Source organism: Mycolicibacterium cosmeticum (assembly GCF_000613185.1).
GTDB classification, from domain to species: Bacteria; Actinomycetota; Actinomycetes; order Mycobacteriales; family Mycobacteriaceae; genus Mycobacterium; species Mycobacterium cosmeticum.
This window is the reverse complement of the sequence record NZ_CCBB010000002.1, coordinates 121,120-146,917: the sequence shown is the minus strand read 5'-3', so window position 1 is coordinate 146,917 and position 25,798 is coordinate 121,120. Positions and strand designations below refer to the sequence as shown.

The 25,798-nt window shown below is 66.4% G+C and carries 19 protein-coding genes; 3 read left to right on the top strand and 16 right to left on the bottom strand.

The window, feature by feature from the left end; all coding sequences use genetic code 11:
• Positions 1–6: 6 nt before the first annotated feature.
• The 8 genes from BN977_RS16000 to fadD5 form a co-directional block, all read right to left on the bottom strand.
• Positions 7–1,158 carry a virulence factor Mce family protein gene (locus tag BN977_RS16000; protein WP_024454960.1) on the bottom strand — a complete coding sequence of 384 codons (1,152 nt, stop codon included), beginning with the start codon at positions 1,156–1,158 and terminating at the stop codon, positions 7–9.
• On the bottom strand, positions 1,158–2,807 hold the full coding sequence (locus tag BN977_RS15995; protein WP_024454959.1) for a virulence factor Mce family protein: 1,650 nt from the start codon (positions 2,805–2,807) through the stop codon (positions 1,158–1,160). Before BN977_RS15995 ends, BN977_RS16000 begins: the two co-directional genes overlap by 1 nt.
• Positions 2,808–4,397: an MCE family protein gene (locus tag BN977_RS15990; protein WP_024454958.1), complete on the bottom strand. Its 1,590-nt coding sequence runs from the start codon at positions 4,395–4,397 to the stop codon at positions 2,808–2,810.
• A complete protein-coding gene (locus tag BN977_RS15985) occupies positions 4,394–5,425 on the bottom strand; it encodes a virulence factor Mce family protein (protein ID WP_024454957.1) in 1,032 nt (343 codons plus the stop codon). Before BN977_RS15985 ends, BN977_RS15990 begins: the two co-directional genes overlap by 4 nt.
• A complete protein-coding gene (locus BN977_RS15980) occupies positions 5,422–6,642 on the bottom strand; it encodes an MCE family protein (RefSeq protein ID WP_024454956.1) in 1,221 nt (406 codons plus the stop codon). The genes BN977_RS15985 and BN977_RS15980 overlap by 4 nt, the downstream gene beginning before the upstream one ends.
• A gap of 4 nt (positions 6,643–6,646) precedes the next feature.
• Positions 6,647–7,516, bottom strand: a complete 870-nt coding sequence (locus BN977_RS15975; RefSeq protein ID WP_024454955.1) for an ABC transporter permease — start codon at positions 7,514–7,516, stop codon at positions 6,647–6,649.
• An 82-nt stretch (positions 7,517–7,598) separates the two neighbouring features.
• A complete protein-coding gene (locus BN977_RS15970) occupies positions 7,599–8,396 on the bottom strand; it encodes an MlaE family ABC transporter permease (RefSeq protein ID WP_024454954.1) in 798 nt (265 codons plus the stop codon).
• 212 nt (positions 8,397–8,608) lie between these two features.
• The gene (fadD5, locus tag BN977_RS15965; RefSeq protein ID WP_024454953.1) at positions 8,609–10,291 is read right to left on the bottom strand and encodes a fatty-acid--CoA ligase FadD5; all 1,683 of its coding nucleotides are present in this window, start codon (positions 10,289–10,291) and stop codon (positions 8,609–8,611) included.
• A 132-nt stretch (positions 10,292–10,423) separates the two neighbouring features.
• Between fadD5 and BN977_RS15960 the strand changes: the two genes are divergently transcribed.
• A complete protein-coding gene (locus BN977_RS15960; protein ID WP_024454952.1) occupies positions 10,424–11,104 on the top strand; it encodes a GntR family transcriptional regulator in 681 nt (226 codons plus the stop codon).
• A 70-nt stretch (positions 11,105–11,174) separates the two neighbouring features.
• Here BN977_RS15960 and BN977_RS15955 read toward each other — a convergent pair whose 3' ends face one another.
• Positions 11,175–12,377 carry an IS30 family transposase gene (locus tag BN977_RS15955; RefSeq protein ID WP_024455915.1) on the bottom strand — a complete coding sequence of 401 codons (1,203 nt, stop codon included), beginning with the start codon at positions 12,375–12,377 and terminating at the stop codon, positions 11,175–11,177.
• Positions 12,378–12,460: 83 nt separating this feature from the next.
• A complete protein-coding gene (locus tag BN977_RS15950; protein WP_024454528.1) occupies positions 12,461–12,901 on the bottom strand; it encodes an SRPBCC family protein in 441 nt (146 codons plus the stop codon).
• 77 nt (positions 12,902–12,978) lie between these two features.
• On the opposite strand from BN977_RS15950, the gene BN977_RS15945 reads away from it, so the two are divergent.
• A complete protein-coding gene (locus tag BN977_RS15945) occupies positions 12,979–13,875 on the top strand; it encodes a D-2-hydroxyacid dehydrogenase family protein (RefSeq protein WP_046873378.1) in 897 nt (298 codons plus the stop codon).
• Here the strand turns inward: BN977_RS15945 and BN977_RS15940 are convergent.
• Positions 13,852–14,295, bottom strand: a complete 444-nt coding sequence (locus tag BN977_RS15940) for an acyl-CoA thioesterase (protein ID WP_024454530.1) — start codon at positions 14,293–14,295, stop codon at positions 13,852–13,854. The genes BN977_RS15945 and BN977_RS15940 overlap by 24 nt on opposite strands.
• A gap of 26 nt (positions 14,296–14,321) precedes the next feature.
• Here BN977_RS15940 and BN977_RS15935 point away from each other — a divergent pair, with 26 nt between their 5' ends.
• A complete protein-coding gene (locus BN977_RS15935; protein ID WP_024454531.1) occupies positions 14,322–15,407 on the top strand; it encodes an alcohol dehydrogenase catalytic domain-containing protein in 1,086 nt (361 codons plus the stop codon).
• 21 nt (positions 15,408–15,428) lie between these two features.
• Here the strand turns inward: BN977_RS15935 and BN977_RS15930 are convergent, their stop codons facing one another.
• From BN977_RS15930 to BN977_RS15910, 5 genes are all read right to left on the bottom strand, one after another.
• Positions 15,429–16,169 (bottom strand): ABC transporter permease, encoded by a 741-nt coding sequence (locus tag BN977_RS15930; RefSeq protein ID WP_081664512.1) that lies wholly within the window; start codon positions 16,167–16,169, stop codon positions 15,429–15,431.
• A gap of 62 nt (positions 16,170–16,231) precedes the next feature.
• Positions 16,232–17,065, bottom strand: a complete 834-nt coding sequence (locus BN977_RS15925; protein ID WP_024454533.1) for an ABC transporter ATP-binding protein — start codon at positions 17,063–17,065, stop codon at positions 16,232–16,234.
• Positions 17,062–22,581 (bottom strand): type I polyketide synthase, encoded by a 5,520-nt coding sequence (locus BN977_RS15920; RefSeq protein ID WP_024454534.1) that lies wholly within the window; start codon positions 22,579–22,581, stop codon positions 17,062–17,064. The genes BN977_RS15925 and BN977_RS15920 overlap by 4 nt, the downstream gene beginning before the upstream one ends.
• Positions 22,582–22,710: 129 nt before the next feature.
• Positions 22,711–24,477, bottom strand: a complete 1,767-nt coding sequence (locus tag BN977_RS15915) for an NAD(P)/FAD-dependent oxidoreductase (protein ID WP_024454535.1) — start codon at positions 24,475–24,477, stop codon at positions 22,711–22,713.
• A gap of 52 nt (positions 24,478–24,529) precedes the next feature.
• On the bottom strand, positions 24,530–25,798 hold the full coding sequence (locus BN977_RS15910) for a cation:proton antiporter (protein ID WP_024454536.1): 1,269 nt from the start codon (positions 25,796–25,798) through the stop codon (positions 24,530–24,532).

The following is a 25,798-nucleotide window of genomic DNA, read 5'->3' as shown; positions in this document are numbered from 1 at the left end:
CACGTCTCACTCCCCCCGTTCGACGAGCGGGCCACCCGGCGCGTCATGCGGGTTCGGCGTGAACCGCACGTCCGGGATCATCGTCGCCGGGTCACGTCCCCAGGCCTGTTCCAGCGCCCGCAGCATGCCCGACACACCGGTGCCCGACAACAACCCGTTGTCCACCGCCGACAGCGTCAAGTCGATCACAGCTGACAGGTTGATGTAGTCGCCGCGAATGGCTTTCGGCACGTTCTCGATGTTGAACGGCACCGTCAGCAGCAGCTTGAGCGCACCCACCAGGTACGGCGAGGCCTTGGACAGCTGCTTGAGCGGACGCTGCAGGTTCTGCAGGTTGGTGTGCAGGTTGGCGTTGGTGTTGCTCAGCGTGTCGTCGGCGGCCGCCGACACCCGACCCAGCGCCGTCACCGCATCGGCGAACAGATCGCGGGTGTCCGCGAAATGCTGGATGAGCGGCGGGAATTCGGTGAGCACCTGGTCCAGGGTGTCGTTGCGCTGCGCCACCACGGCCAGCAGCCGGTTGGTCGAGTCGATGGCCCGGGTGATGTCGTCGCGCTGCTTGTTCATCTCCGCGGTGAAGGCGTCCAGCCGGTTGAGGAACTCCCTGATCTGATCGGCCCGGCCGGTCAGGATGTTGTTGACCTCGTTCTGGATCACCTCGATATTGGGGATGCCGCCCCCGGTGAGGATGCCCGAGATGCTGGCCAGCGTGCGCTCGATGGTCGGATACGCCGACGAGTTCTTCAGCGGGATGGTGTCACCGTTGCGCAGCGGTACAGACGACGGGTCGGGCGGGCTGTCCAGCTCGACGTGCTGGGAACCCAGCAGGCTGGTCTGGCCGATCTTGGCCAGCACGTTCGACGGCAACTTGACGCCCGGTTCCAGGTCGACGGTCAGCGTCGGCACCCAGTTCTTCAACTGGATCGCCCGGACCCGGCCGACGAACACGTCGGCGACCCGGACCCGGCTGTTGGCGTTGAGCGCCAACGTCTCCGGCATCTGGATGTAGATGGTGGAGTGTCCGTCCTGGGTGCCGGGACCACCGGGCAGCGGCACATTGGCCACACCCCGCCACTGCGAGCAGGAACTCAGGGCCAGCGCGGCCACCGCGAGCGCGGCGGTGCGCCGGCCGGCGCGCCTCCAGTTACTTGTCAGCACTAGTTACCCCCTCCGGCTTCGGCGGGCAGCGGCGGTCCCGCGGGTGCCGGACCGGCGGCGGGAGCGGCCGGCGGTGCCGGGGCGATGGCGCCCAGCGGGTCCCCGGGCAGCACGCCGGGAGCAGCCGCCGGCGGCGGGCCGGGCTGCGGATACCACGGCGGTGGCAGCGGGTTGGACTCGTCATAGGAGTTCGGCGGGCCGGGCAGGCTACCGCCGGGCGGCACACCGAACGCCGGCGGGGCGGCCGGCGGGACGATATCGGGCCCACCCATCAACTCCGCCAACGATTCCGGGGTCAGCATGTTCTGCGTGAACGGCTGCACCTCGACGCCTTGCATACCGGGAGCCACGATCCAGCCCGGCTCATGGTTGCCATGCGAGAACAGCGTGTCCCGCGACCAGATACCCGGCACGGTGGTGTCCTTGTACCCCGGTGGCGGCTGCAGCCGCGGCTCGGAGTAGGCGATCTGCTTGGGCAGCGTCATCGCGGTGCTGGCCATGTTCACACCGAACGGCAGGTAGTTGAACTTGATCGCGTCCAGGATCGGCGCGAGATACTGGGCGCACAATTCCGCGGACTCCTGGTAACCCAACCGGCTCCCGGCCTGAATGGTACTGCAAATGAACTCAAGTGGGTTGGAGAAGTTCGTGACGCCGGGCAACACCGGCAGAGTATTGATGCCGCCCTGATTCGGACCCACGATGTTCACCACGTTGGACACCAGGTTTGGATACACGTGTAGACCGGTCTCCAAGCCGTTGCGTGGCTCGGGCTGCAGGATCGCGGTGGTGACATCCGACAGGTTCTTGATGTCGGTGGTCAGCGGTTTGCTGTTCTCGTCGAGGAACTTTCGCGTGGTGCCGAGCAGCTGGTTGAGTTGCTGCAGCGCGGTGGCCACCTCGCGGTCGGTGTTGGTGAACGAGTTGGTGAACTGGGCCAGGTTGTTGTTCAGCGCCACGAACTGCTGATCGTTCTTGTACAGCGCATTGACGAACGTCGCCAAGCTCTTGATCACCGCGACGATGTCCCCGCGGCCCTGGTGCAACGCGTCCAGCGCTTCGGACAGGCCCTGGATTGTCTTGTTGAACTGCTCACCCTTACCGGCGAACCCGTCGGCGAAGGATTCGATGACATCACCGAACGGACCCTTGGGCTGTTCCTTGGTCGGACCGAGGTCGGCCAGGATCCGGGTCACCTGATCACGCAGTTCGTCGTACTCGACCGGAATCTGGGTGCGCTCCAACGGGATCACCGCGCCATCGGCCATCGCCGGCCCGCCCGTATAGGGCGGCGAGAGCTGGATCACCCGCGACGCCACCAGGCTGGGGTTGAGCACCGACGCCGACGCGTTCTCGGGCACCTTGTACTTGCTGTTCCAGTGGAAGACGACCTTCATCTTGTCGCCGTCGGTGGAGATCGAGTCGATCTTGCCGACCTGCACCCCCATGATGAGGACCTTGTCCCCCGGGTACAGCGCCAGCACCTCGGGGAAGTACGCGGTCACCGTGGTGGTGGTCAGCTTCTTGTACACGTTCCAACCCACCACACCGGCACCGACGGCCACCGCCACCACGACGGCCGTGAGAATCACCGCGGCCCGGGAGAAATGCGGCAGCTTGATGTTTCGGATGTTGAACACGCTCGACATTTACGGGGCCCCTCCCTGAGAACCGGGCGGAAGGAACGGCGGGTTACCGGGCAGCGGCTCGGTGCCCACCGGGGAGAGCTGCGGGCCGGGTCCGGGCGGGGCCTGCGGTCCCGGCGGCAGCAGCGGTGCGGGCACCGCGCGGCCGGGGATGTCACCGGGGGGCGTGGGCACCCCGGGCGGGCCGACCGGGACCGTGCGCGCCCCGGGCGGACCGGGAGCGATCGGCACCGGGGTACCCGGCACGTCGGGGGCCACCTGGCCGGGGATGGCGGCCGAAGGAACACCCGGGTTCGGGCCGATGCCATCCGGATTCGGCTGCGACGTGGCCACATTGGGTGGCGGGTAGCCGCCGGGGACCGGACCGTAGGGGCCCTGGTCCAGGTGCGCGCACGGCAGCGGGTCACCGGGACGGGGCAGACCGTCCGCCGGCGGTGTGTACGAGCATGGGGAGCCGGGCGGGACCGCGGGGCCGGGGTTCTCCGGGGTGCCCTCGATGGGGGTCGGGGCAGGCGGCGGTGCACCGTTTTCGAATCGGGTTCCGTTCGGATCCGGGAACCGGAAGGCCGGCAGGCCGGAATTACGCCAGAACTGTTCGGGGTCGATACCGCGCTTCTTGAACGCCGCGTCCACGAACGGTTGCAGCAGCGTCGGCGGCAGCAGGTTGGCCAGCAGCGCCTTGAAGTACGGGCCAGAGGCCAGCGCCTCGGCCAACCCCGCGATGAATTTGGAAGCTAAACTCAGAGTGTCGGCCAGGTCGTTCTTGCGCTCGTTGAGAATGCCGCTGATCGTCTGAAGCTGGGTGAGCACGCGGTTGAGGTTCGGATTCTCGTTGATGAATCCCGAGATCTGCTGTGACACGGACGAAATCCGCTCCAACAGCAGGCTGACAGCCTGGCGGCGGTCGTTGATCGCGGCCAGCAGCGTCTGCGAGTTGACCAGCAGGGCGTTCACCTGCCCGCTGCGGTCAGCGAGCACGGTGGCGATCTTGCCCGCGTTGGCCAGCAACTGCTTGAGCTGTTCGTCGCGCTTGCCGAGGGAATCGGAGAACTCCTGAACACCCTTGAGCGCTGCGCTCAGGTGCGGTGAGGTCTGATCCACGGTCTCGGACAGCACGTTCAGCGACTGCTTGACGGCCTGGGTGTCCCAGCCCTGCGAAGCCCGGGTGACGTCGAGGAAGGCGTCATAGATCTGGTACGGCGTCTGGGTCTGTTCGACCGGCAGCGACCCGCGCGGCTTGAGGATCGTGCTGCCACGCGGCTCCACCTGAATGTTCTTGCGGCCCAGGATGGTATCGGTACGGATCGCCGCCCGGCTCTCGGTACCGATCTCCCGGCCGCCCAGGGTGTAGCCGATTTCGACCTTGTCGCCCTTGATGTCCATGCTCGTCACATCGCCGACATCGACACCGGCAATGCGCACCTTGTCGCCGACGTTCAACCCGCCGGTGTCGTTGAACTGCGCGTAGTAGGTGGGCACCGCAAACAGCATCGGCACGCTGGTCAGGCTGGAGCCGACACCGATGACCAGTGCCACGGTGACCACACCCATCACGCCCTTACGGACGCGGTCCGAACCCTGGATCGTCCTCATTTCGGCGTGCACCTACCCGAAGGCTGGGTGACCACCTTGACGGTGCGGACCGGTCCACCCGGCTGCAGCCCGTTGAGCTTCAGTGACAGGTCGCACACGTAGAAGTTGAAGAAGTCACCGTAGATGCCGCCCGCGCGGCCGATGATCTTCAGCGACGCCGGGATCTGCTGCAGGATGTTGTTCACCTCATCCTTCTGATCGATCAGCGGTTGTTGGGTGGTCTCCAGATAGCCGAGGGTGTCTCGCAGCAGCGGACGGTTGTCGGCCAGCAGGTCGCCCAATGAACCTGCGGCGTTGCTGATGTCGGCGACGGACGAGGCGATCGGGTCGGCACGGTTCTTCAGGCCGGTGATCAGCGCCTCGAAGTTCTTCAACGTGTCGTCGAACTGCTGCCGGTGCTTGACGGTGGTGTTCAGCACGGTGTTGAGGTTGGTGATCACCTCGCCGATGGCCTGGTCACGAGAGGCCAGCGCCGAGGTGAGCTCGGCGGTCTGGTCCAGGATGTCGCTGATGGTGCCTCCCTGCCCCTGGAAGATCGTGATCAGCGAGTTGGCGATGTTGTTGACCTTGTCCGGGTCAAGCGATTTGAACAGCGGGCGGAAACCGCCGACGAGTGCGTCGAGATCCAAGGCGGGCTGGGTGCGCTCACGCGGGATGGTGCTGCCGGCCGGCAGGATCTTGTCGCTGTCGCCACGACGCAGTTCCAGGTAGCGGTTGCCGATCAGGTCGAGATAGCGGACGGCCGCGGTGGTTTCCTGGAACAGCTGCAGATCGTTCTGCACCTCGAAATCGACGCGGACATGGTGGCCGCCGTCGATCAGCGTCACATCCTTGACCTTGCCGACCTCGACACCGTAGGCGCGGACGAACTGTCCGCTGCGCAGGCCGCTGGCGTTGTCGAAGATCGCCGAGTACCCGGTGGTCTTGTCGAATCGCACCTGGGCGAACACCACGAAGATGATGGCGGTGAAGACGAGCAGCACCGCCGAGATCGCACCGAGTTTGAAGAGCGTGCCTCTGATACTCATGGGTTGATCGTGTTCTCCCCCACTTGGCGGCCCCAGACGTACTCGGCGGCCAGCGGCTGACCGAGCTCGAAGTGGTTGTACGGGGCGATGCTGGCACCGGTGTCCATCACCAGATACGGTGCCGGCCACAGGTCCCGGGTGATCGGCTGCCAGCAGCCCGGCCGTCCTTCCGGACCACCGCGAGCGTTGATGCGCGGCAGGTTGTCCGGGTACACGTACGGATTTCCCGCGCCGATCAACTCGCTGTTCGACAACAACGAGTAACCGTTACCACCGAGCGCGCCGGCAAGTTTGGGTGCGACGTCGTGGAAGTTACGGACGGTGCACAGCAATTCAGGGCTGTAGTAATCCAGCAACTTGGTGGTCGGCAACAAATCCTGGGCACCACGCACCAGATACGGCCCACCCCGCTCGAACACATCCCCGGCGTTGTTACCGAACCCCACCGCCGACATCAATACCGCATCGATGGTCCCCCGCTCGGCGTTGAGCGTGCGCGCCGTCACCACCGCATGCCCCAAACCATCGAACAGATTCGGCGCCGCATCCGCATACACCGTCGACAGATCCGCCAAATCCTTGGTGTCCCGGCGAATCTGCGGCATCCGCGCATTGAGCTCACCCAGGATGTCGTTGCCGTTCACCAACGACTGACCGAACCGCTCGCCCAACCCGTCCAGCGCCTGCGCCGCCGCGGTCAACGTCTGGTTCAACTTCACCGGATCCACCTGCTGGGCGATCCCCATGATCGTCTCGAACAACGTGTTGAACTCGGTGGTGGTACTGATCGCATTGATCACCGCACCCGGCTTGAGCTTGTCCGCGGACGGATCGGCCGGCGACAGGAACGAGATGTACTTGTTGCCGAACACCGTCGTCGCCCGCAACTGCGCATCCACATTCGCCGGAATCATCTTCAGATACTGCGGCTGCACATCCAACGTCAGCTTGGCCCGCGACTCCTCACCATCGGTCACCACGCCCGCGGATTTCAACCGCCCGATCGGCACCCCGTTGAAAGTCACCTTCGACCCGGGATCCATCGACAACCCCGCCCGCTCGGCCATCACCACCAACGTGGCCTTCTTCTCGAAGTACCCGCGGAACTGCGCCCAGGTCAGCCCGAGCACCACGGCCACCACGAGCAGCAGCACGAGGCCCGCCAGCTTGTAGGGCGGCGTCTTGGATTTGTTCACTGAAGTTGCCGGCGCGGTCATCTGGCTACACCGTCAGGTTGAAGTTCGGGTCGGTGCCGTACAGGGCCAACGAGGCCAGCAGCACCACCAGCACGATGGCGATCAGTGATGTACGCATCGACCTCCCCACGGCTTCACCGACGCCCACCGCACCGCCACTGGCGTAATAGCCGAAGTAGCAGTGGTTGAGCATGACGATGACGGACATGATGATGACCTCGAGGAACGACCACATGACGTCGTCGACCCGCAGGAATGTGTGGAAGTAGTGCTCGTAGGTGCCCACCGACTGCCCGTAGAAAAACGTGGTCACCAACTGCGCCGACAGGAACGAGAGCAGGATCGCCATCGCGTAGAGGGGGATGATCACGATCGAGCCGGCGATCAGGCGGGTCGACACCAGGTACGAGATGGACTTGATGCCCATGACCTCCAGCGCGTCGATCTCCTCGCTGATGCGCATGGCGCCGAGCTCGGCGGTGGCGCCGGCGCCGACGGTGGCGGCCATGGCCTGGCCGGTGACCACCGGTGCGACGACGCGGATGTTGGCCAGCGCGGCGAAGAATCCGGTGAAGGCCTCGACGCCGATATTGCCCAGTGACGCGAAACCCTGGATGGCGATCAGCGAGCCGGCCGACAGGGTGACGAAGCCGATGATCGCCACGGTGCCGCCGATGACCGCCATGGCACCGGTGCCCATGCCGATCTCGGCGACCAGGCGCAGCGCCTCTCGCCGATAGTTCTTGAACGCGTGCGGGAGGTGACCCACGGCGGTGACCACGAACCAGGCGACATGCCCGATGCTGTCCAGGAATCGGCCCGGCGCGCCCGCGTAACCGCTCGCGCGGCCGAAGGCGCGGGGGAACCGGGTGCGAAGAACCGCTGCTGTGCTCATGCGCAATCCGCCTTCGGATTCTTGCCGGCCCTCATTACGCAATCCGCCTTCGGCTTCTTGCTGGTCACCATCACGCCTGTCCTCATGTCGTGGTCCCGAACCGCACACCGATGGTGGTCAGCACGACGTTGACCGCGAACAGCGCGACCACGCACAGCACCAGGGTTTCGTTCACCGCGGTACCCACACCTTTGGAACCACCAGCAACCGTGAGCCCGCGGTAGCAGCCGACCAAACCGGCGATCAAACCGAACAGGGTGGCCTTGATGACCGAGATCATCACCTCGGGGAAACCGGTGAGCAGCGTCAGTGTCGAGACGTAGGCGCCGGCATTGACGTTTTGGATGTAGACGCCGAAGAAGTACCCGCCGACCAGACCGATGGTGATCACCGCACCGTTGAGCAGGAACGCCACAAAGGTCGAGGCGACCACCCGCGGGGCCACCAGGCGCTCGATCGGATCGATCCCGAGCACCTCCATGGCATCGATTTCCTCGCGGACGGTACGGGCGCCCAAATCGGCGCAGATGGCCGTCGAGCCGGCGCCGGCGACCACGAGCACCGTCACAAGAGGTCCGAGCTGAGTGACGGCGCCGAGGGCCGCACCCGCGCCGGACACATCGGCGGCGCCGAACTCGGCCAGCAGGATGTTGAGGGTGAAGATGATGAGGACGGTCAACGGGATCGAGACCGCGAGGGTGGGCAGGAAGGCCACCCGGATCAGGAACCAGCTCTGAAGGACGAACTCCTTCCACTGGAACGGCCGCGTCAGCAGCGCCTTGCCGGTGAGGACGCACATCTTGAAGAAGCCACCGACCATGGTCAGGGGCTTCTCCAGCTGATCACGGACGTAGTCGACCAGCCCGTTGCTCGCCGTCACCGTCGCTTGCTCCTGTCACGGTCGCGGAGTGGAATCACGTGGCGCACATCCCCTCCCTGCCGATTGCGGCTCATCCCCATAGCTGTGATATCCATCTCCCTACTGACGGGTAGTAAGACGGACCACAGGACTGTACCCGATCCGCCACCGGCGGTACATCGCATCCGCGGTATTGACACCCGAGTTGATAGCAAACATATCCTGAACAGCGATCAATTGGGCACCGGGGCAGAATTCGTTGGCGCAGTGGATAATTGATCGACGCTCGCGGCAATTTCTTCGGCAAACCGGTTTCGCAGTTCGGTTTTGAGCACTTTGCCCGAAGGGTTGCGCGGCAGTGCGTCGACGATCTCCAGGGCCTTCGGATGCTTGTAGCGGGCTAACCGCCCGCCGAGGTATTCGTCGAGTTCGGCCAGCGTCAACCGGGCCGCGCCGGCCGCGCCGAGGGCCACCACGGCGACGGGCACCTCGCCCCATTTGGGATGCGGTCGGCCGATCACCGCGACCTCGGCGATGGCCGGATGACCGGCCAAAACGTTCTCCACCTCGGCGCAGTAGATGTTCTCACCACCGGAGATGATCATGTCCTTCTTACGATCGACCACCCATACGTAACCCTCGTCGTCCTGGCGTACCAGGTCACCGGAGTGGAACCAGCCGCCGGCGAACGCCTCGGCGGTGGCCGCCGGGTTGTTCCAATAGCCCGCCATGAGGGTGGGTGCGCGGTAGACGATCTCGCCGACCTGCCCGCGCGGCACGTCGTTCATATCCTCGTCGACCACTCGCGCGGAGACCGTCGGGATCACCCGACCGACTGAGCCGAGTTTACGAATTGCGTCTTGTCCCAACAACATACAGGTGACGGGTGACATCTCGGTCTGCCCGAACGCGGCCAGGATGTTCGCGCCAGGGAACGTCTCGGCCATGTCACGCAGCAACGTATCGGATGCCGGCGCCGCTCCCCAGGACAGCACCCGCAATCGGAGGTTGCGGGGGGTGGCCCGCTGCGCGGCACAGACGGCCTGCCACTGCGCGGGAACCAAGAAGATACCGGTGACCTTCTCGGCTTCGAGGACATCGAGCAGCGCCCCGGGATCGAACGCGCCGAGCGGGTAGAGCACCGTGGGCAAGCCGAGCAGCAGGCCGGTGATCATGTTGCCGATCCCGGCGATGTGGAACAGCGGGACACCGATGAAGCCGATGTCGTTGTTGAGGTCGGCGCCGCTGGTGAACAGATGGGTCAAAGCCTGCCCGGACAGATTGGCGTGGGTGAGCACCGCGCCCTTGGGCCGTCCGGTGGTCCCCGAGGTGTACATGATCAGCGCCGCGGAATCGTCGGGGATGTCCACCGGCGCCGGCGCCGGACCCGGCTCGGCGACCACATCCTCAAAACCTTCCAGCCGGCCGTCGGGTGCGTCTCCCGAGCCGTGCGACGCAGCGGGCAGGTCGTCGGTGGTACCCCCGGCGACGATCACGGTCGACAGCGTCGGGTCGAGCGCCCGTACCGCCACCGCGACGGGCGCGAGCACCGACTCCGTGATGACCACCCGAGCGTCGCAATCACCCACCAGGAAGGCGATCTCCGGCGGGGTCATCCGGAAGTTCACCGGCACCGCGATGGCGCCCAGCCGGTTGGCAGCCAGGACGGATTCGATGAACTCGGTGCGGTTGAGCATCAGCACCAGGACCCGATCGCCGAACTGCACACCTCGCCGCTGCAGTGCCCCGGCCAGCTCCGTCACCCGTCGATCCAACTCACCCCAGGTGGTGGTGTGGCCCAGGTAGCGCAACGCCGCCTGATCGGGCTGCATGAGAGCGTGCCGGGCAAGCTGGTTGGTCCAGTTCTGCCGACGGGCGAGATACGGCTGATCGGTGGGCAGCGGCTGAGTGGTCAACGGGAGCCTTTTCCGGTCGTGGGGTTGCGCGTCGTTGATATTTGATCAAATCTTGTGTTGCCGCGGTCACACTATGACGAGAATGGCGTGCGGACAAACTTCCGACTTTGTGAAAGGCAGCGCGCCCCCACCGTGAACGCACCCGCCACGCCCGCGCCGATCAGCCGGCGCGAACAGCTGTCCGACGAAGTGGCCGCCCATCTGCGGGCTGCCATCATGTCGGGCACCTTGCCGCCGGGCACCTTCGTGCGTCTGGACGAGACGGCGGCCCGGCTGGGAGTCAGCATCACCCCGGTGCGCGAGGCGTTACGCACCCTGCGCGGCGAGGGCATGGTGCAGCTGGAACCGCACCGCGGGCACGTGGTGGCGCCGTTCACCCGCGACGACATCGCCGACATCTTCTGGCTGCAGACGACCATCGCAACCGAGATCTCGGCGTCGGCCGCCACCCGGATCACCGAAGACGGGATCGACGAACTCTCCCGGCTGACCGACGCGCTGGCCGAGGCCGTCGGCGCCGGGGACGTCGAATCGATCGCCATGGCGGAGTTCAGCTTTCACCGGGCGTTCAACAGGTCCGCCGGACGCATCAAGCTGGCCTGGTTCCTGCTGCACGCCGCGCGGTACCTGCCGCCCAACCTGTATGCCGCCGACCCGTCCTGGGGTGCGGACGCGGTGGCCAACCATCGCCAGCTGGTGGCCGCGCTGCGCCGCCGCGACGTGGACGAGGTGGTGCGGCTGACCCGCAGCCAGTTCGCCGATGGCGCCCGTCGCCTGACCCGCCGCCTGGACGAACTCGGCCTCTGGACCTAGCCGCCCCGTGCGCCCGAACTCACCTTCGGGCCACTTTGTGCGAGGCAATGTCAAGTGGTTGGGGAAACATTCAGGCTGTTTGGCTAATGAGGGCGGCGAGACGTTGGGCTGGGGTATCGAGGTCCAGGGTGGGCCTGGGCCGTGTATTGAGTTTGTCTTGAACACGTTTGAGGTCGGCTCTGGTGTAACCGGCTAGGTCGGTGCCCTTTTCGAACCAATGCCGCAAGAGTCGGTTGGTGTTCTCATTGGTGCCGCGCTGCCAGGGTGAATGCGGATTGCAGAAGTAGACCGGCGCCTTGAGCTGCAGGTGGATGTGACGCCATTGAGCCATCTCAGAGCCACGGTCCCACGTGATCGAACGGCGTAGATGCTCGGGTAGCTCGCCCATCGCCGCGATCATCGCGGTGGCTACGGCCTCGGCAGTATGGTCGACCGGCAGATGCAGCAAGATCGTGAACCGGGTGCTGCGCTCGACCAAGGTGCCGATCGCGCTGGTATTGCCGGCCCCCATGATCAGGTCGCCTTCCCAGTGTCCGGGTACTGCCCGGTCAGCAGCCTCGGCGGGGCGATCGCTGATGCGGAATTCCTCGCCGCTGGCGTAGGCCCCGCGGGGACCACGGACCTGGCCACGCGTTTTTCGGGCCGCCCGTTTGGTCGAGAGACTCTTATGCAGATCGGCACGAAGACTGCCACGGGCCTGGACGTACAGACTCTGGTAGATCGTTTCGTGGCTCACCTGCATCAGCTTGTCAGCGGGATGATCTTGGGCCAACACCTGCGCAATCAACCGCGGGCTCCACCCGTCGTCCATCCACGTTTCCACCGCCGCGCACAGCTTCGGATCATTGAGCCTGAATGCCTTGGGTCGCTTGGCTTTATTCTTAGATCGAGCATGAGCCATCAACGCGTGATAGTCCCCGTCATCACCTCGGTTACGGCGGATCTCTTTCCACACGACCGACCGGTCGCGCCCGATCCGGCGCCCGATCTCGGCATAGCTCAACTCATCGTCGAGCCCTCGCATGATCTCTACACGCTCAGCCAGGCTGATCCGATGCCCAGGCCCGCCCGGCCGATCCTGCTCGATCACATCGGCGACACCGCCGCGCCGACCCGTTGTAAGCGTCATCCCACCAGCCTTATGCCACCACTGATGGCCCAGCCCGTGCGACACGCCCATCGCTATTTCAGCCGCTGTCACCGACTGCCCCCGACACACCCGATCAAGAAGCTCCCGCTTCAATGCCCGCGACGCAGGAATCCCTCTCGGCACAGCAACCTCCAAAACCAGGAAATGTTGCCTTGACCGTATGAATCCGCCCGAGAAGGAACCGGCCAAACGTCGATCTCGGCGCGTCAGGCGCCCAGTTCCTCGGCCCGCTTCTTGAGGTTGCCGGCCAGGTGCTCCAGTGCGTCGTTGGCGATCTTCTTGACCATCATCGACGGGACACCGGGCATCGAGACCTCGACGTCCATGTCGACGGTGAGCAGCGACGTCGCACCCATCTCGACGACCGAGAACAGCTGCTCCTGCTTGGAGAAGATGTCCCCCTGCTGCAAGACGGTCTGGATCTGGTTCTCGGCGGGGTAATACACGGCCTGGATGAAGGTGCTGTCCATGCCCTGGATCTTGGTGTCCAGCCGGAGCTGGCTGGGCCGCCCGTCGTCGTACCGCGCGAGGATCCAGAGACCGGTGATCTCCTCGTTCCACTGCGGGTACGCCTCGAAGTCGGCCACGATCGCCATGATCGCCGCGGCGGAGGCGGTGACCTCTTCGGTCTTGCTCACGATGGGCATCGGGCGATTCTATAAGGGTCGTGAGCACACCGATCCGGGTCGCCGTCCTCGACGACTACCAGAACGTCGCCCTGGGGATGGCCGACTGGTCGCCCGTCATCGCGCGCGCCGAGGTGACCGTCTTCGACGATCATCTGGCCGACGAGACAGCGCTGATCGCCCGGCTGGCGCCGTTCGACATCGTGTTCGTGATGCGCGAGCGAACCCCGTTGCCGCGCAGCGTACTCAGCCGGCTGCCGCGGTTGCGGATGATCGCCTCGACCGGCAACGCGAATGCGTCGATCGACATGGCCGCAGCCGGCGAGCTCGGCATCGAGGTCAGCCATACCGGCGGATCCGTGGCGTCGACGGTGGAACTGACCTGGGCGCTGATCCTGGCGACGGCTCGAAACCTCGTCGCCGAAAGCCGCGCGGTCGCCGAGGGCCGTTGGCAGCTCGGGGTGGGGCGCGAACTCGAAGGACGGGTCCTCGGCGTACTGGGCCTGGGCCGGATCGGGCCGCGGGTGGCGCGGATCGGCGCGGCCTTCGGCATGGAGGTCGTGGCATGGAGCACCAACATGACACCCGAGACCGCGGCCGCGGCCGGAGCCCGGTACCTGCCACGCGACGAATTCTTCGGCACCGTCGACGTGCTGACGGTGCACCTGAAACTCGGCGACCGGTCCCGGGGCCTGATCGGTGCCGCTGAATTCGCGGCCATGAAACCGACCGCGTTGCTGGTCAACACCTCGCGGGGCCCGATCGTCGACGAGGCGGCGTTGATCGATGCGCTGCGCTCCGGTTCGATCGCCGGGGCGGGTCTGGACGTGTTCGATGTCGAACCACTGCCGCCCGGGCACCCGTTGCGGGACATGCCCGGTGTGGTCACCACCCCGCATCTCGGCTATGTCGCGGACCGGCCGTACCGGATCTTCTTCCGCGACGGTGTCGCGGCGATCGAGCGGTGGCTGTCAGACCACCGCGCCGGTGAGTAGTTCCCGGATGGCGTCCGGGATGGGCACCGGTCTGCGGGTGTCGCGGTCGATGTAGACGTGCACCCAGGTTCCGACCGCGGCGAGCCGCGAATCGGATCCCGCGGCGAGCGGCCGGCCATCGACGAACAGCGCGGTGCGGTAGGTGACGCTGCTGGTGCCCAACCGGGTGACGGCCAGCCCGACCACCAGGTTCGCCGGGAACTTCAGCTCGGCGAAGTACCGGCACCCCGATTCGGCGACCACACCCAGCCACGGTGCCGTCATCGCGTCGATGCCCGTGCCCGCGCCGATCCAGGCGTTGATCGCAGTGTCGAACAGTTCGTAGTACACCGCGTTGTTGAGGTGCCCGAACATGTCGTTGTCGGTCCAGCGGGTCTGCACCGGCCAATGCACCGGAAAGTCGGCACTCGTCAGGTCCATGGCGGCCAGTCTGTCAGGCTGGAGGGATGAGGATTCGTGGTGCCGTGCTGGAGACCATCGGGGCGCCCGCCCCCTACGCCGAGTCGCAGCCGCTGCGGGTCACCGAACTGGACCTGGCCGATCCTGGTGACGGTGAGCTGCTGGTGCGGATCGAGGCGGCCGGGCTGTGCCATTCCGACCTTTCGGTGGTGGACGGTAATCGGGTCCGGCCGGTGCCGATGCTGCTGGGCCATGAGGCCGCGGGTGTCATCGAGAAGGTGGGCGGCACATCGGATCTCGGTGTGGGGCAGCGAGTGGTGATGACGTTCCTGCCGCGCTGCGGGCAGTGCAGCGCCTGCGCGACGGACGGTCTGGCCCCGTGCATCCCCGGCAGCGCCGCCAACGGGGCGGGCACGCTGCTGTCCGGAGCCGTTCGGCTGAGTGACGGTGTGCTGCACCACCTCGGGGTGTCCGGCTTCGCGACGCATGCCGTGGTGGACCGGCGCTCGGTGGTGCCGGTGGACGACGATGTTCCGCCGGTGGTGGCCTCGCTGCTGGGTTGCGCGGTGCTCACCGGTGGCGGTGCGGTGCTCAACGCCGGAGCGCCCAAGCCGGGCCAGACGGTGGCCGTCGTCGGGATGGGTGGTGTCGGGATGGCGGCGATGCTCACCGCGCTGGCGCACGACGACGTGCGGGTGATCGCGGTGGACCGGTTGCCCGAGAAGCTTTCTCGGGCGCGCGAGCTCGGCGCGCACGAGACGTACACCCCCGAGGAGGCCGCCGGCGTGAAGGCCGAGGTGGTGATCGAGGCCGTCGGGCATCCCGCGGCGCTGGAGACCGCCGTCGGGCTGACCGCGCCGGGTGGCAAGACCATCACCGTCGGGCTGCCCCGCCCGGATGCGCGCATCAGTGTGTCGCCGTTGGCTCTGGTGGCCGAGGGCCGGTCGCTGATCGGCAGTTATCTGGGGTCGGCGGTGCCGGCCCGTGACATCCCGCGGTTCGTCGAATTGTGGCGGGCCGGCCGGCTCCCGGTGGAGACGTTGGTGTCCTCGACGATCACCCTCGATCAGATCAACGCAGCGATGGACGCGCTGGCGGACGGAACGGCGGTGCGACAGATCATCGAGTTCTAGTCGGCCACAACGGTTCCGGCCTCACGTGGTGTCCGACCAGCGGAACACGGCGAGGCAGCCGATCAGCGCACCGACGCTCCAAGCCGTCAACACCAGGAAGATGCGTCCGTGCTCCCAACTGCCCGCCGGCTCGAAGATCACCATCTCCGGCGGAAGCAGTACCGAGCGGAAGCCCTGCGCCATCCATTTGACCGGAAACACCGAGCCGACGATCAGCATCCAGGTCGGTAACGCCATCAGCGGCACGTATGTCCCGGACAGAAACTGCAATCCGACGGCGGGGCCGTTGGTGATCACCGCAGCTGATACCGCATTACTGGCGAAGTTGCTGATGAAGATGCCCACCAGGGAGCAGCTGACGATGCCGAGCACGAACACCCAGCCCAGCGTGAACCAGCCGGACACCGTCGTCGGCAGCCGCAGCCCGAAGACGAGAACGCCCACCAGCAGCAGGATCACCGCCTCGGCCAGGCTGACGATCCCCACCAGCATCACCTTGCCGATGAAGTACGACATCGCCGTGGTGGGGGTGCCGCGCAGCCGGCGCAATGCGCCGGTGTCGCGGTCTGCGGCGATGCTGATCCCGAGATTGATGAACGACGTCGACAAGATGCCGTAGGCGAGCATGCTGGCCGCGATCACCGACCCGGTGGTGACCGCACTGTTGGGCAACCGATCCGAGAAGATGGAGCCGAGCAGGACGCAGATCACCGCAGGCATCGAGAACGTCAGTGCCACCTGCTCGGGCCTGCGATAGAACATCTTCAATTCCGGTATCACACGGGAGAACCCGATACGCACCGGTGACGGGAGCGCTCTGGTCGTCACGCCAACCCGACCAGATGAAGGTAGGCCTCCTCGAGGGTCGGACGGGTGACCGTCAGATCTGCCAGCTCCCGGCCGTCAGCGCTGAGCTGCCTGATCAACTCGGTGGGGCGGTCGGTGGTCTCGACATGCACGCTGCCATCCTGCACCCACCGGACCGTGGCGGACAGACCGACGTGTTCGATGAGCTTGGCCGGCGGATCGACCGCCACTACCCGGCCGGCGGCGATCACTGCCACCCGATCCGCCAGTGCGGCAGCCTCTTCCAAGTAGTGGGTGGTCAGCAGGATGGTCGTGCCGTCGGCGGCCAGCGCCCTGATGAGCTCCCAGAACTGGCGCCTGGCCTCGGGATCGAATCCGGTGGTCGGCTCATCAAGGAACAACAACTCCGGGTTGCCGACGATACCCAGCGCGACGTCCAGTCGCCGGCGCTGGCCGCCGGACAGCGTTCGAACCCGGGCTCCCGATACCGCGCTGAGCCCGACGAGGTTCAGCACCTCGGCGGGGGCGCGGGAATGGCCGTAGCAACTGCCGAACATCCGCAGGGTTTCGTCGACCGTGAGCATCCCGGCATCACTGACTTCCTGCAGCACGATGCCGATCCGGGCCCGCCACCGCCGCCCCGCCGTGCCCGGGTCTTCACCGAGCACCCGTACCTCGCCGGCATCGCGCCGGCGATTACCTTCCAGGATCTCGATGGTGGTGGATTTCCCCGCGCCGTTGGGACCCAGGATGGCGAAGATCTCCCCCGCCAGCACGTCGAGGTCGAGGTCGTGCACGGCTTGGCGGCGTCCGTAGGCTTTGCACAATCCTCGCGCGTGAACCGCGCTCACGACTCACCCACTCCGGCAGTCGGATCCTCGAGTTCGGAGAGCAACTCACGCAGTTCGTCATCGGACAGCCCGCCGAGCAGCGCGTCGACCTCGCCGTCGGATTCCCCGCCGACTGCCGTCGGCGTCTCGGCCGGGCCGTGCCGGTGGTGCAATTCGGCCAGCACCCTTGCGGCCAGCGAGTTCACACTGACGCCCCGCAGGATCTCCAGCACCGAAAGGTCGATGGAGAACAAGGTGTTCACCCTGATCCGGAACTCCATCGCCATCATGGAATCCAGTCCGATGTCGTCGAGCATGTCATCGAGCCCGAAATCGTCGACACCGCAATCGAAGACCGTCGCCACGATGCGTTGGACGTGCTCGGCGACCACCGCGTGGCGCTCGCCTTCGGGTGTCGAAGCCAGAACGTCGAGGATCCCGTGCGCGTCGCCTTGGGAGGCATCCGCGTCGACGGTCTCCAACGCCGAGAACATGGCGGGTAGCCGGCCACCCAACCCCACCTCCCGAGCCCGACCCCAGTCCGCACTGATGGCGATGGCGTGGGGCACAGCCTGGTTGATCAGCCTGTCCAGGATCCGCACTCCCACGGCAGGGGTGATCAGCTCGATACCGCGTTGCGCGTAGATCTTCTCAAGCTTGAGTTCCTCGACCATGCCGACCGACCAAGGCCCCCAGCCGATGGTCAGTGCCGGCAACCCCAGCGACCGCCGATAGTGGGCGAACGCATCCAAGAAGGCGTTCGCGGCCGCGTAGTTGGCCTGACCGGGCGCCGCGATCGCCGAGCCGGCCGAGCCGAACAGGACGAAAAAGTCGAGATTCTCTTCGATGAACGCGTCGTGCAATGCCCAGGTGCCGGAGATCTTGGGAGACAGCACTTTCAGGAAGTCGTCTTCACTCATGTTGATCAGCAGCTGATCGTCGACGACACCCGCGGCGTGGATGATGCCCCGCACCGGTCGGCCGCCCGACCGGAGGTGCCGGTGCAGCCAGTCCCGGACCTGGTGCGCGTCGGTGACGTCCACACAGGCGGTGTCGACCTGCGCCCCGAGACGTTCGACGGCCCTGATCGCATCGACGGTCGCGCGGTACGGGTTGCCGTCTCCCAGGCTTGCCCAGCTGGCCCTGGGCGGGACGGCGCTTCGCCCCAACAGGGTGATGTGCCGGGCCCCGCGGTCGGCCAGGTACGTCGCCACCACCCGGCCCAGGGCTCCGGCTCCCCCCGTGATGACGTAGGTGGCATCGGGATTGAGCTTGGTGGGAAACGGTTTGGTCAGTCCGCTACACGGCTGCAGGCGGGGCACGTAGGCGTGCTCACCGCGCAGGGCGATCTGGTCATCGGTCTGGGCGGTGAGGACGTGATCGCAGATGCGGGCGGCCACCACGGCCGGGTCGTCGCGGATGTCGATATCCACCAGCCCACCCCAGTGCTCGGCGAACTCCTGATGCCCGATGACCCTGCCCAGACCCCAGAGCGGAGATTGCTGCACGGCAAGAGTTTCCGTGCCAGGTACCGGCTGGGCGTTCGCGGTGATGAGATGCAGCCGCGGCTTGACGGTGTCATGGTCGGCAAGCGACTTCACCAGCCGCACGACGGTGAGCACGCCGATATCCGGATCATCTTGCAGCTCACCGGATTCCGCATGGTCGGGGATATCGAGCGGCCAGAAGTCCAGGATCCCCGCCAGGTCACCGTCGCGGTTCAGGTGCGCTTGTACCAGCTCCCGCGGGTGATCGCGGTTTCGGGGATCGAGCAGCCAACCCTCGTCGGTGTCTGTGACGGCGCCGACGTCGGCGTGGCACGCCGTACGAACGCGGTGGCCTCGTGACCGCAAGCAGTCGGCCACCGCAGCGCCGAAACCGGCAGTGTCACAGAGCACCAGCCATGACGACTCCTCTGCGACATCGGCTCTGGCGTCGTTCGGTGACAGGTCGGTCTGGCACCAGCGCAGTTCGTAGAGCCCCTTGTCGATCCGGTCGACCGACATGCGCGAGGAGGCACTCAGCGACTGCACGGTGAATCCGGTGAAGACGGCCAGGGTGGCACCGCCCGCCCCGCTGATCGTGATATTGCTCTCGATGGCGTCCCTGGTCGCCGACAGCACGTCGACGTGCACCGTCATCGACGGCTCGGGTGCACCGTAGACCGCGCAGCGCCGGATTCGGGTGGGCAGGAAGGGTTCGTCACCATCGGCCTGGCCGCCGAAGGGGGCGCCGAACAGCGTTTGGAAGGCGCCGTCGATCAACGCCGGATGAAAGCTGTACCAGCCAAGTTCGTCACCGATACACGACGGGACCGACAGGCCCGCCCGCGCCCAGTCGTGACCGGCAGTCACCGCGGTGACCGAGCGGAACCGCTCCCCGTAGTCGAAACCCAGGGCCGTGGTGTGCGTGTAGAACTCGTCGGCGGTCAGTGTGCTCACGTGGTCGAGCGTGGGATGTTCTGTCGCACGGGGCGCCGTGGGCAAGGTGTTCAGTTCGGCGGTGGCGGTGATCACCCACTTGCCCTCCCCGTCCGCGGAGGCGGTGAACGCCGAGAACTCCACCGTGCCGTCGTCCTGGTTGACCGTGGTGCGCACGACGGGATCGCAGGTGTCATCCAGGATCACGGCGCGGCGCAGTACGAGATTGTCCACGCTGAGGTTCGAGCCGTACGTGTGCCGTGCCGCCGCCAGCGCCATCTCGACATAGACCGCGCCCGGCACCACCACGGCGCCCTGGACCCGATGATCGGCGAGGAACGGGGTGGTCAGCACCGAGAACTCGGCCTCCCACGTGGGGTGCACCGCACTGATCGGCTGACCCAACAGCGGGTGCACCGGGTCGTAGAACAGGGCCTCCGAGACATCGGCGGTATCGGTCCAGAATCGCTTGGACTGCCATGGATAGGTCGGCAGTTTGAGCAGCCGCGCCCCTTGTGCCGGATTCAGCGCGGACCAGTCCAGATCGTGGCCCAGGCAATACAACGAACCGGCACAGTTCATCAGGGTGGGCAGGTCGTCTTCGCGGCGACGCTGGGTGGCCAGCACCGAAACCCGCTGCCGCCCGGCTGTTTCGGCGATGGCCGAGGCGAGCACCGGGTGCGGCCCCAGTTCGACGAAATGGGTGAAACCGTCGTCGAGCATGCGGCGAACGGCCGGTTCGAACACGACGGTGGCGCGGGCGTTCTGCCACCAGTACGCCGCACCCGCCCGGTAGCCGTCCAACCGCTCACCGGTGACGGTCGAATACAGCGGCACCGTTGCCGGCCCGGATTCCAGATCCTCCAACGCGGCGAAGAGATCGTCTTTGATCGCGTCCATGTAGTGCGTGTGATAGGGCACGGCGCCCGTCAGGCGACGGTTGAAGATGTGGGCGTGGTCGAGTTGACGAACGATATCGTCGAGCACCGCGTCGTCTCCGGCAACCGTGACCGCGGACGGACTGTTGATGGCGGCCACCGAAACCCGCGCTCCGAACTCGGCACGAGTGGCATCGTCGAGTGTCTGCATCAGGGTCTCGGCGTCGACGCCCACGGCCAGCATTCGGCCCCGCCCACTGGTGCGTTGTTGCAGACGGCTGCGGTGGTGGACCACCCGAACGGCCTGCTCGAAGTCGAGCAACCCGGCGAGGTAATGGGCGGCGACCTCGCCGGCGCTGTGACCGATGACGGCGTCCGGCGTGATCCCCCAGTGCGCCAGTTGTTCGGCGAGGGCGACCTGCACGGCGAAGTTCGCCGGCTGGGCGAACTGTGTTTCGGACATCCGCGAGGTCTGCTCGTCGCGCCGCAATTCCTCCGACAGCGACCATTCCACGTATCGGGACAGTTCACGGTCGGTGCGGGCGATGCTGTCGGCGAAGACCGGCAGGGTGTCGAGAAGGCCGCGGCACATCCCCCACCACTGCGGTCCCATCCCCGAGCAGACGAAGGCCAGCTTCGGCCGCTCGACCGAAAGCCGTTCGGCGGCAATCTGCCCGCCGTCGGCGAGTTCGCGCAGTTGCCGGTGCGCGTCGTCGGTGCTCGTGACGAGGAAGGTGTGGCGGTGGTTGAGGTGGCTGCGCCGCTGCCCGAGGGTGTAGGCGAGATCGGGCAGGCTGAGCGTCGGATCGGCGGCCAGATGATCGGCCAGCCGGCCCGCCATGGCGACCAGCGCACCCTCGCTGCGGGCTGACAGCGGTAGCAACGCCGCCGACCGCAGGGGCGGCGCATCGGGCCGTGCCGTGAGTTCGGGCGGACCGGCCAGCACCACATGCGCGTTGGTGCCCCCGAAACCGAACGAGTTGACTCCGGCAATGCGCGGCTGTCCGGCCGGGAACGGCCGGCCGGATGCCGGCACGTCGAGGCCGAGTTCGGGTAGCGAGACCGCCCGGTTGGGGTTGCGGAAGTGCAGTGTGGCGGGAATGTACCCGTGTTTGAGCACCATGGCCGCCTTGATCAGCCCGGCGACACCGGCGCCGGCTTCCAGGTGGCCGATGTTGGTCTTGACCGAGCCGATCAGCAGGGGGCACTGCACCGGACGATCGTGGGTGAGCGCCCGCGACAACGCCCGCATCTCGATGGGATCGCCCACCGGCGTGCCCGTTCCGTGTGCCTCGACGTATCCGACGTCGCCGGGGCGCACACCGGCTCGCCGCAGGGCTGAGGTGATGGCAGCCTGCTGGGCTTCCTCGCGTGGGACGGTGATGCCGTCGGTGCGCCCGTCCTGGGATACGGCCGTCCCGAGGATCTGGGCGTAGATGTCGTCGCCGTCTGCGAGCGCCGCGGCGAGCGGTTTGATGAGCACCACGGCCGCGCCCTCGCCGCGGGCGTACCCGTCGGCCGCGTCGTCGAACGCCTTGGATCGTCCTTCCGGGCTGAGGAAACCGCTGCGGGATTCGGCGATCGCGGTGTTGGGCCCGACCATGACGTTGACCCCGCCCGCCAACGCCACGTCACACTCGCCGTTCCAGATGCTTTGGGCGGCAAGGTGAACCGCCACCAGTGAACTCGAACATGCCGTATCCACCGCCATGCTCGGACCACGGAAATCGAAGGCGAACGAGATGCGGTTGGCCAGCATCGTCATCATCATCCCGGTGGCCGAGTGCGCCTTGAACCGGTATCGGCTGGCCCGCCCCTGGTTCTGCAGCAGCTGATAGTCGAGGGTGAAGCCGCCGACGAACACGCCCACGTCGGTGCCGGCCAGCCGATCGGCGGGCACGCCGCCGTCCTCCAAGGCCTCCCAGGTCACCTCGAGGAGCAATCTCTGCTGCGGGTCCATCGAATGTGCCTCGCGTGGCGAGATCCCGAAGAACTGTGGGTCGAACCGATCGATCTCGCGCAGGAATCCGCCGCGGCGGGTCACGATCTTGCCGACCTTGGCCGGATGCGGATCCCAGAAGCGCATGGCGTTCCATCGGCTCTCCGGAACCACGCCGGTGGCGTCGACACCGCGGCAGAGCAGATCCCAGAATTTCGCCGGCGTATCGCCGTCGCCCGGGAAGCGGCAACCGATACCGACGATCGCCAGCGGCTGCGGTGGGTTGTCGGTCGCCGTCAACCCGTCACCGTCCAGCGTCCACCGTGAACACCGCCGGTTGCACCCATCATCGCCACCTGACCCCCGTCGACTTGCCGGTCCAGCAGTCATTCGTCACCGGGTCGCCGACGGATGGGTCCCGTCGGCGGATCAGCTCGCCTGCATCGCGGGTGCGGCCATGACTATCCAATCGGGGCTCACCGGGTGCTGGTGTTGCTCGCGGCGATAGATCTCGCGCAGCTCGCGCAGCAGGGTATCGCGCTGCCAAACCTGCAGCTGGCGCACCGTTTCGTCATCGTCGAAGCACCCCGATTTGTCCGCGATCACGGTGTCGACCAGCTGACCGGCCACCTGCCGGAGCAGCAGCGCGTTGGCCTCGAACCGGTCCAGGAAGCTCGCCGGCTCGTCCATCATCGCGGCGTGCAGGGTCACCATGAAGTTCAGTGGGGCGTAGAGATCGACGAAGTCTGCCGGGGCGTCGCGGTGCTCGATGCGCGCCCATTCCCGGAAGAATCGCTGCATCCGGTTGCTCAGCGCGATCAGGCCTTCCAACTGCGGCACGAAGTCCGGCTCGTCGGCTACCCGGGTGAACCGGTCGTTCGCGTACAGCAGCCCGATGAATCCCCAGTAGAAGGCCACATCCCAGATGATCTTCGCCGACATCACCGCGGGGGTGCCCATCAGGGTGTACTGCCCCTGATATACCGCCAGCCACATGTCGGTGAGTGAGCGGAACAGGGTGTCACTGATCTGCGCTCGGGCGGTCACGTCCTCTCCGTCGAGGTCGCGGGTGACCATATCGGTGATGAGTCCGTTGCCCACGGCCACCAGATCGAGACCCGACGAGTACAGCGGATCCAGGAAGATGCCCGCGTCGCCGGTGATCGCCCAGTGCTGCGTGCCGTCGAAGGCCTTCGCGACGCCGTGGCTGTACTTCTTCATCACCCGGAAGTCCCTGATGAGGGCGTCGTTGGCGGCGAGCACCGCGGCGCACTGAGGTTCGTGGGCCCGCAACCAGGCCAGGGCCTTGGGTAGGGTGTTGAACTCGTCGAACCGGTGGAAGTCCGGGTCGGCGACGATCCCCACGCTGGTCGCACCGGACGCCAGCCGGATCAGCCATACCCAGTAACCGTCTCCCATCAGATGATTGGTCGACATCGCGCGGTCACCCTCGACGAGGCGGGCCTGCCACTTGGGATCGTCACTCCATCGACCGACGTCGATTTCCGTGGCGACACGGAACCACACGGCGTTGCACCGATGCTCGTTGGCACGCTTGAGATCCAGCTGCCGGGCCAATGCCCGGTTCCTGCCGGAGGCGTCGACCACCCAGCGCGCGGTGATCTCGGTGCTGGTGTCGGCGTCCTGGCAGGTGACGGTGTGCGGTCCCGCGGCGCTCAACTGCACGGACCGCACCCGGCCGCCGACGATGTCGATGCCGGCGTCAAGGCAGCGCCGGTGCAGTTCGTTCTCCAACCTGCCGCGGTCGACCTGATAGGTCACCTGCGGGACGAAGCACGAACTGCCCAGCTCCATCCGGGCGGCGATATCGGAGTTGTCGCCGCGGGTGAAGAACATCCGCAAGCCCATCTTGCGCAGTTGGGCGGTGCTCAGGTGGTCGCCCAGACCGAGCCGGTCCCGGAGGTAGTGCGCCGAGATCTCGACGGTGGACTCCCCGACGGTGTGGGTGATCTCGGGGACCGGGTGCGGGCGCGGTTCGACCACCACGATGCGGGTGTCCGGGCGGGACTTGCGCAATTCCAGCCCGAGGGTCAGGGCCGCCACCCCGCCGCCCGCGATGGCTACGTCATAGTCGGTCGAACGATTGTCGTTGCGGGACAAACGGTTACGTATCTTCTCGGCCAGCGCGGCACGTGCCGCCGGATCCAGTTGCGAGATCTCCGATCGAACGTCCACGCGTTTCTCCTCCCTGCACCGGGCACAAGGTTGTGTCGCATTTTCCGCCACGCTACACGCGCGGGCCCGGCTCCAACGCCGAAAGATCGGCAGTCCGGTTCCGGCCGTAGACGAATTCGAAGATCGGCGAGCACATCAGCGTCGTGACGATGGCGACCAGCACCAGCATGGTGAACAGGGTCGGCGTGATGATGCCGGCTTGCAGCCCGATGTTGAGCAGGATGAGTTCGATGAGCCCGCGCGCGTTCATCAACGATCCCAGAGCCAGCGCTTCACGTGCGGGTACCCGGCACAGCCGGGCGGCGGCGGTGCACGCCAGCCCTTTACCTGCGATCGCCACCACGAGCAGGGCCAGCGTGATGGCCCACAGCTGCGCACTGTTCACCAGACCGATCTGCGTGTTGAGGCCGGAGTAGACGAAGAACAACGGCAACAACAGCGTCGTGGTGAGCGGTTCGATGATGTCGGTGAGGCGTTGGGCCAAGAACCCCGACGGTATGGCGGCGCCCAGGATGAAGGCCCCGAAGATCGCGTAGATGCCGACGACGTCGGTCAGCCACGCGCAGCCCATCAGGGTGATCAGTACCGTGCTGAGCATGGCGGGCGAGACACTGCGGCGCTGCTCGGCCGCCCGGCCGAGCACACCGAAGCCGCGCCGGCCAACCGTCAGCACGATGATGGTGTAGAGCACTCCACCGCCGATCGCGACGACGGCCGTGGCAGCATTGCCGCGGTGCACCGCGAGCACCACCGCCAGCACGCACCAGGAGATGGCATCGGCCGCCGCACCGCAGGCCAGCGCCAGCGTGCCCAAAGGTGTACCGGACAGCCCTTTCTCGAAGATGATGCGGGCCAGCATCGGGAAAGCCGTGATGGCGATCGACGCCCCGAGGAACATCATCGCCATGGCCGGGGTGACGCCTGACCCGAAGAAACCGCCGAGGCCGAGCAGGGGCAGGGCGGTGAGTGCGCCGAGCGCCAGCGGCGCGACGATACCGGCGACCGATACCGCCGTCGCCGTACCGGACCGCTCCTTGACGTGGTTGACATCGAAGTTCAGCCCGATCACGAACATGTACAGCACCAACCCGACCTGGGCCACCGTATACAGCACGACGTTCGAGGTGCCGGCAGGGAACAGCTCGTGCTGCAGGCCCGGTGCGAACCGGCCCAGCAGTGAGGGGCCCAGCACCACCCCGGCGATCATCTCCCCCACGACGCGAGGCTGGCCGATCCGCTCGGCGGCAGCGCCGACCAGCCGGCATGCGCCGAGGATGACGGCCAGGGTCAGGAAGAAGTGGATCGCGATCTCTGCGGGCAT

Bases quoted from the DNA above. Each gene is read 5' to 3' on its own strand.
- BN977_RS15930 (WP_081664512.1), bottom strand. From the start codon at position 16,169: ATGTTCTATCGCAGGCCCGAGCAGGTGGCACTGACGTTCTCGATGCCT.
- BN977_RS15980 (WP_024454956.1), bottom strand. From the start codon at position 6,642: ATGACCGCGCCGGCAACTTCAGTGAACAAATCCAAGACGCCGCCCTAC.
- BN977_RS15990 (WP_024454958.1), bottom strand. From the start codon at position 4,397: ATGAGGACGATCCAGGGTTCGGACCGCGTCCGTAAGGGCGTGATGGGT.
- BN977_RS15940 (WP_024454530.1), bottom strand. From the start codon at position 14,295: ATGGACCTGACGAGTGCCGACTTTCCGGTGCATTGGCCGGTGCAGACC.
- BN977_RS15910 (WP_024454536.1), bottom strand. From the start codon at position 25,798: ATGCCCGCAGAGATCGCGATCCACTTCTTCCTGACCCTGGCCGTCATC.
- BN977_RS15945 (WP_046873378.1), top strand. From the start codon at position 12,979: ATGGCCGACTGGTCGCCCGTCATCGCGCGCGCCGAGGTGACCGTCTTC.
- BN977_RS15975 (WP_024454955.1), bottom strand. From the start codon at position 7,516: ATGAGCACAGCAGCGGTTCTTCGCACCCGGTTCCCCCGCGCCTTCGGC.
- BN977_RS15935 (WP_024454531.1), top strand. From the start codon at position 14,322: ATGAGGATTCGTGGTGCCGTGCTGGAGACCATCGGGGCGCCCGCCCCC.
- BN977_RS15995 (WP_024454959.1), bottom strand. From the start codon at position 2,807: ATGTCGAGCGTGTTCAACATCCGAAACATCAAGCTGCCGCATTTCTCC.
- BN977_RS15985 (WP_024454957.1), bottom strand. From the start codon at position 5,425: ATGAGTATCAGAGGCACGCTCTTCAAACTCGGTGCGATCTCGGCGGTG.
- BN977_RS15950 (WP_024454528.1), bottom strand. From the start codon at position 12,901: ATGCCCATCGTGAGCAAGACCGAAGAGGTCACCGCCTCCGCCGCGGCG.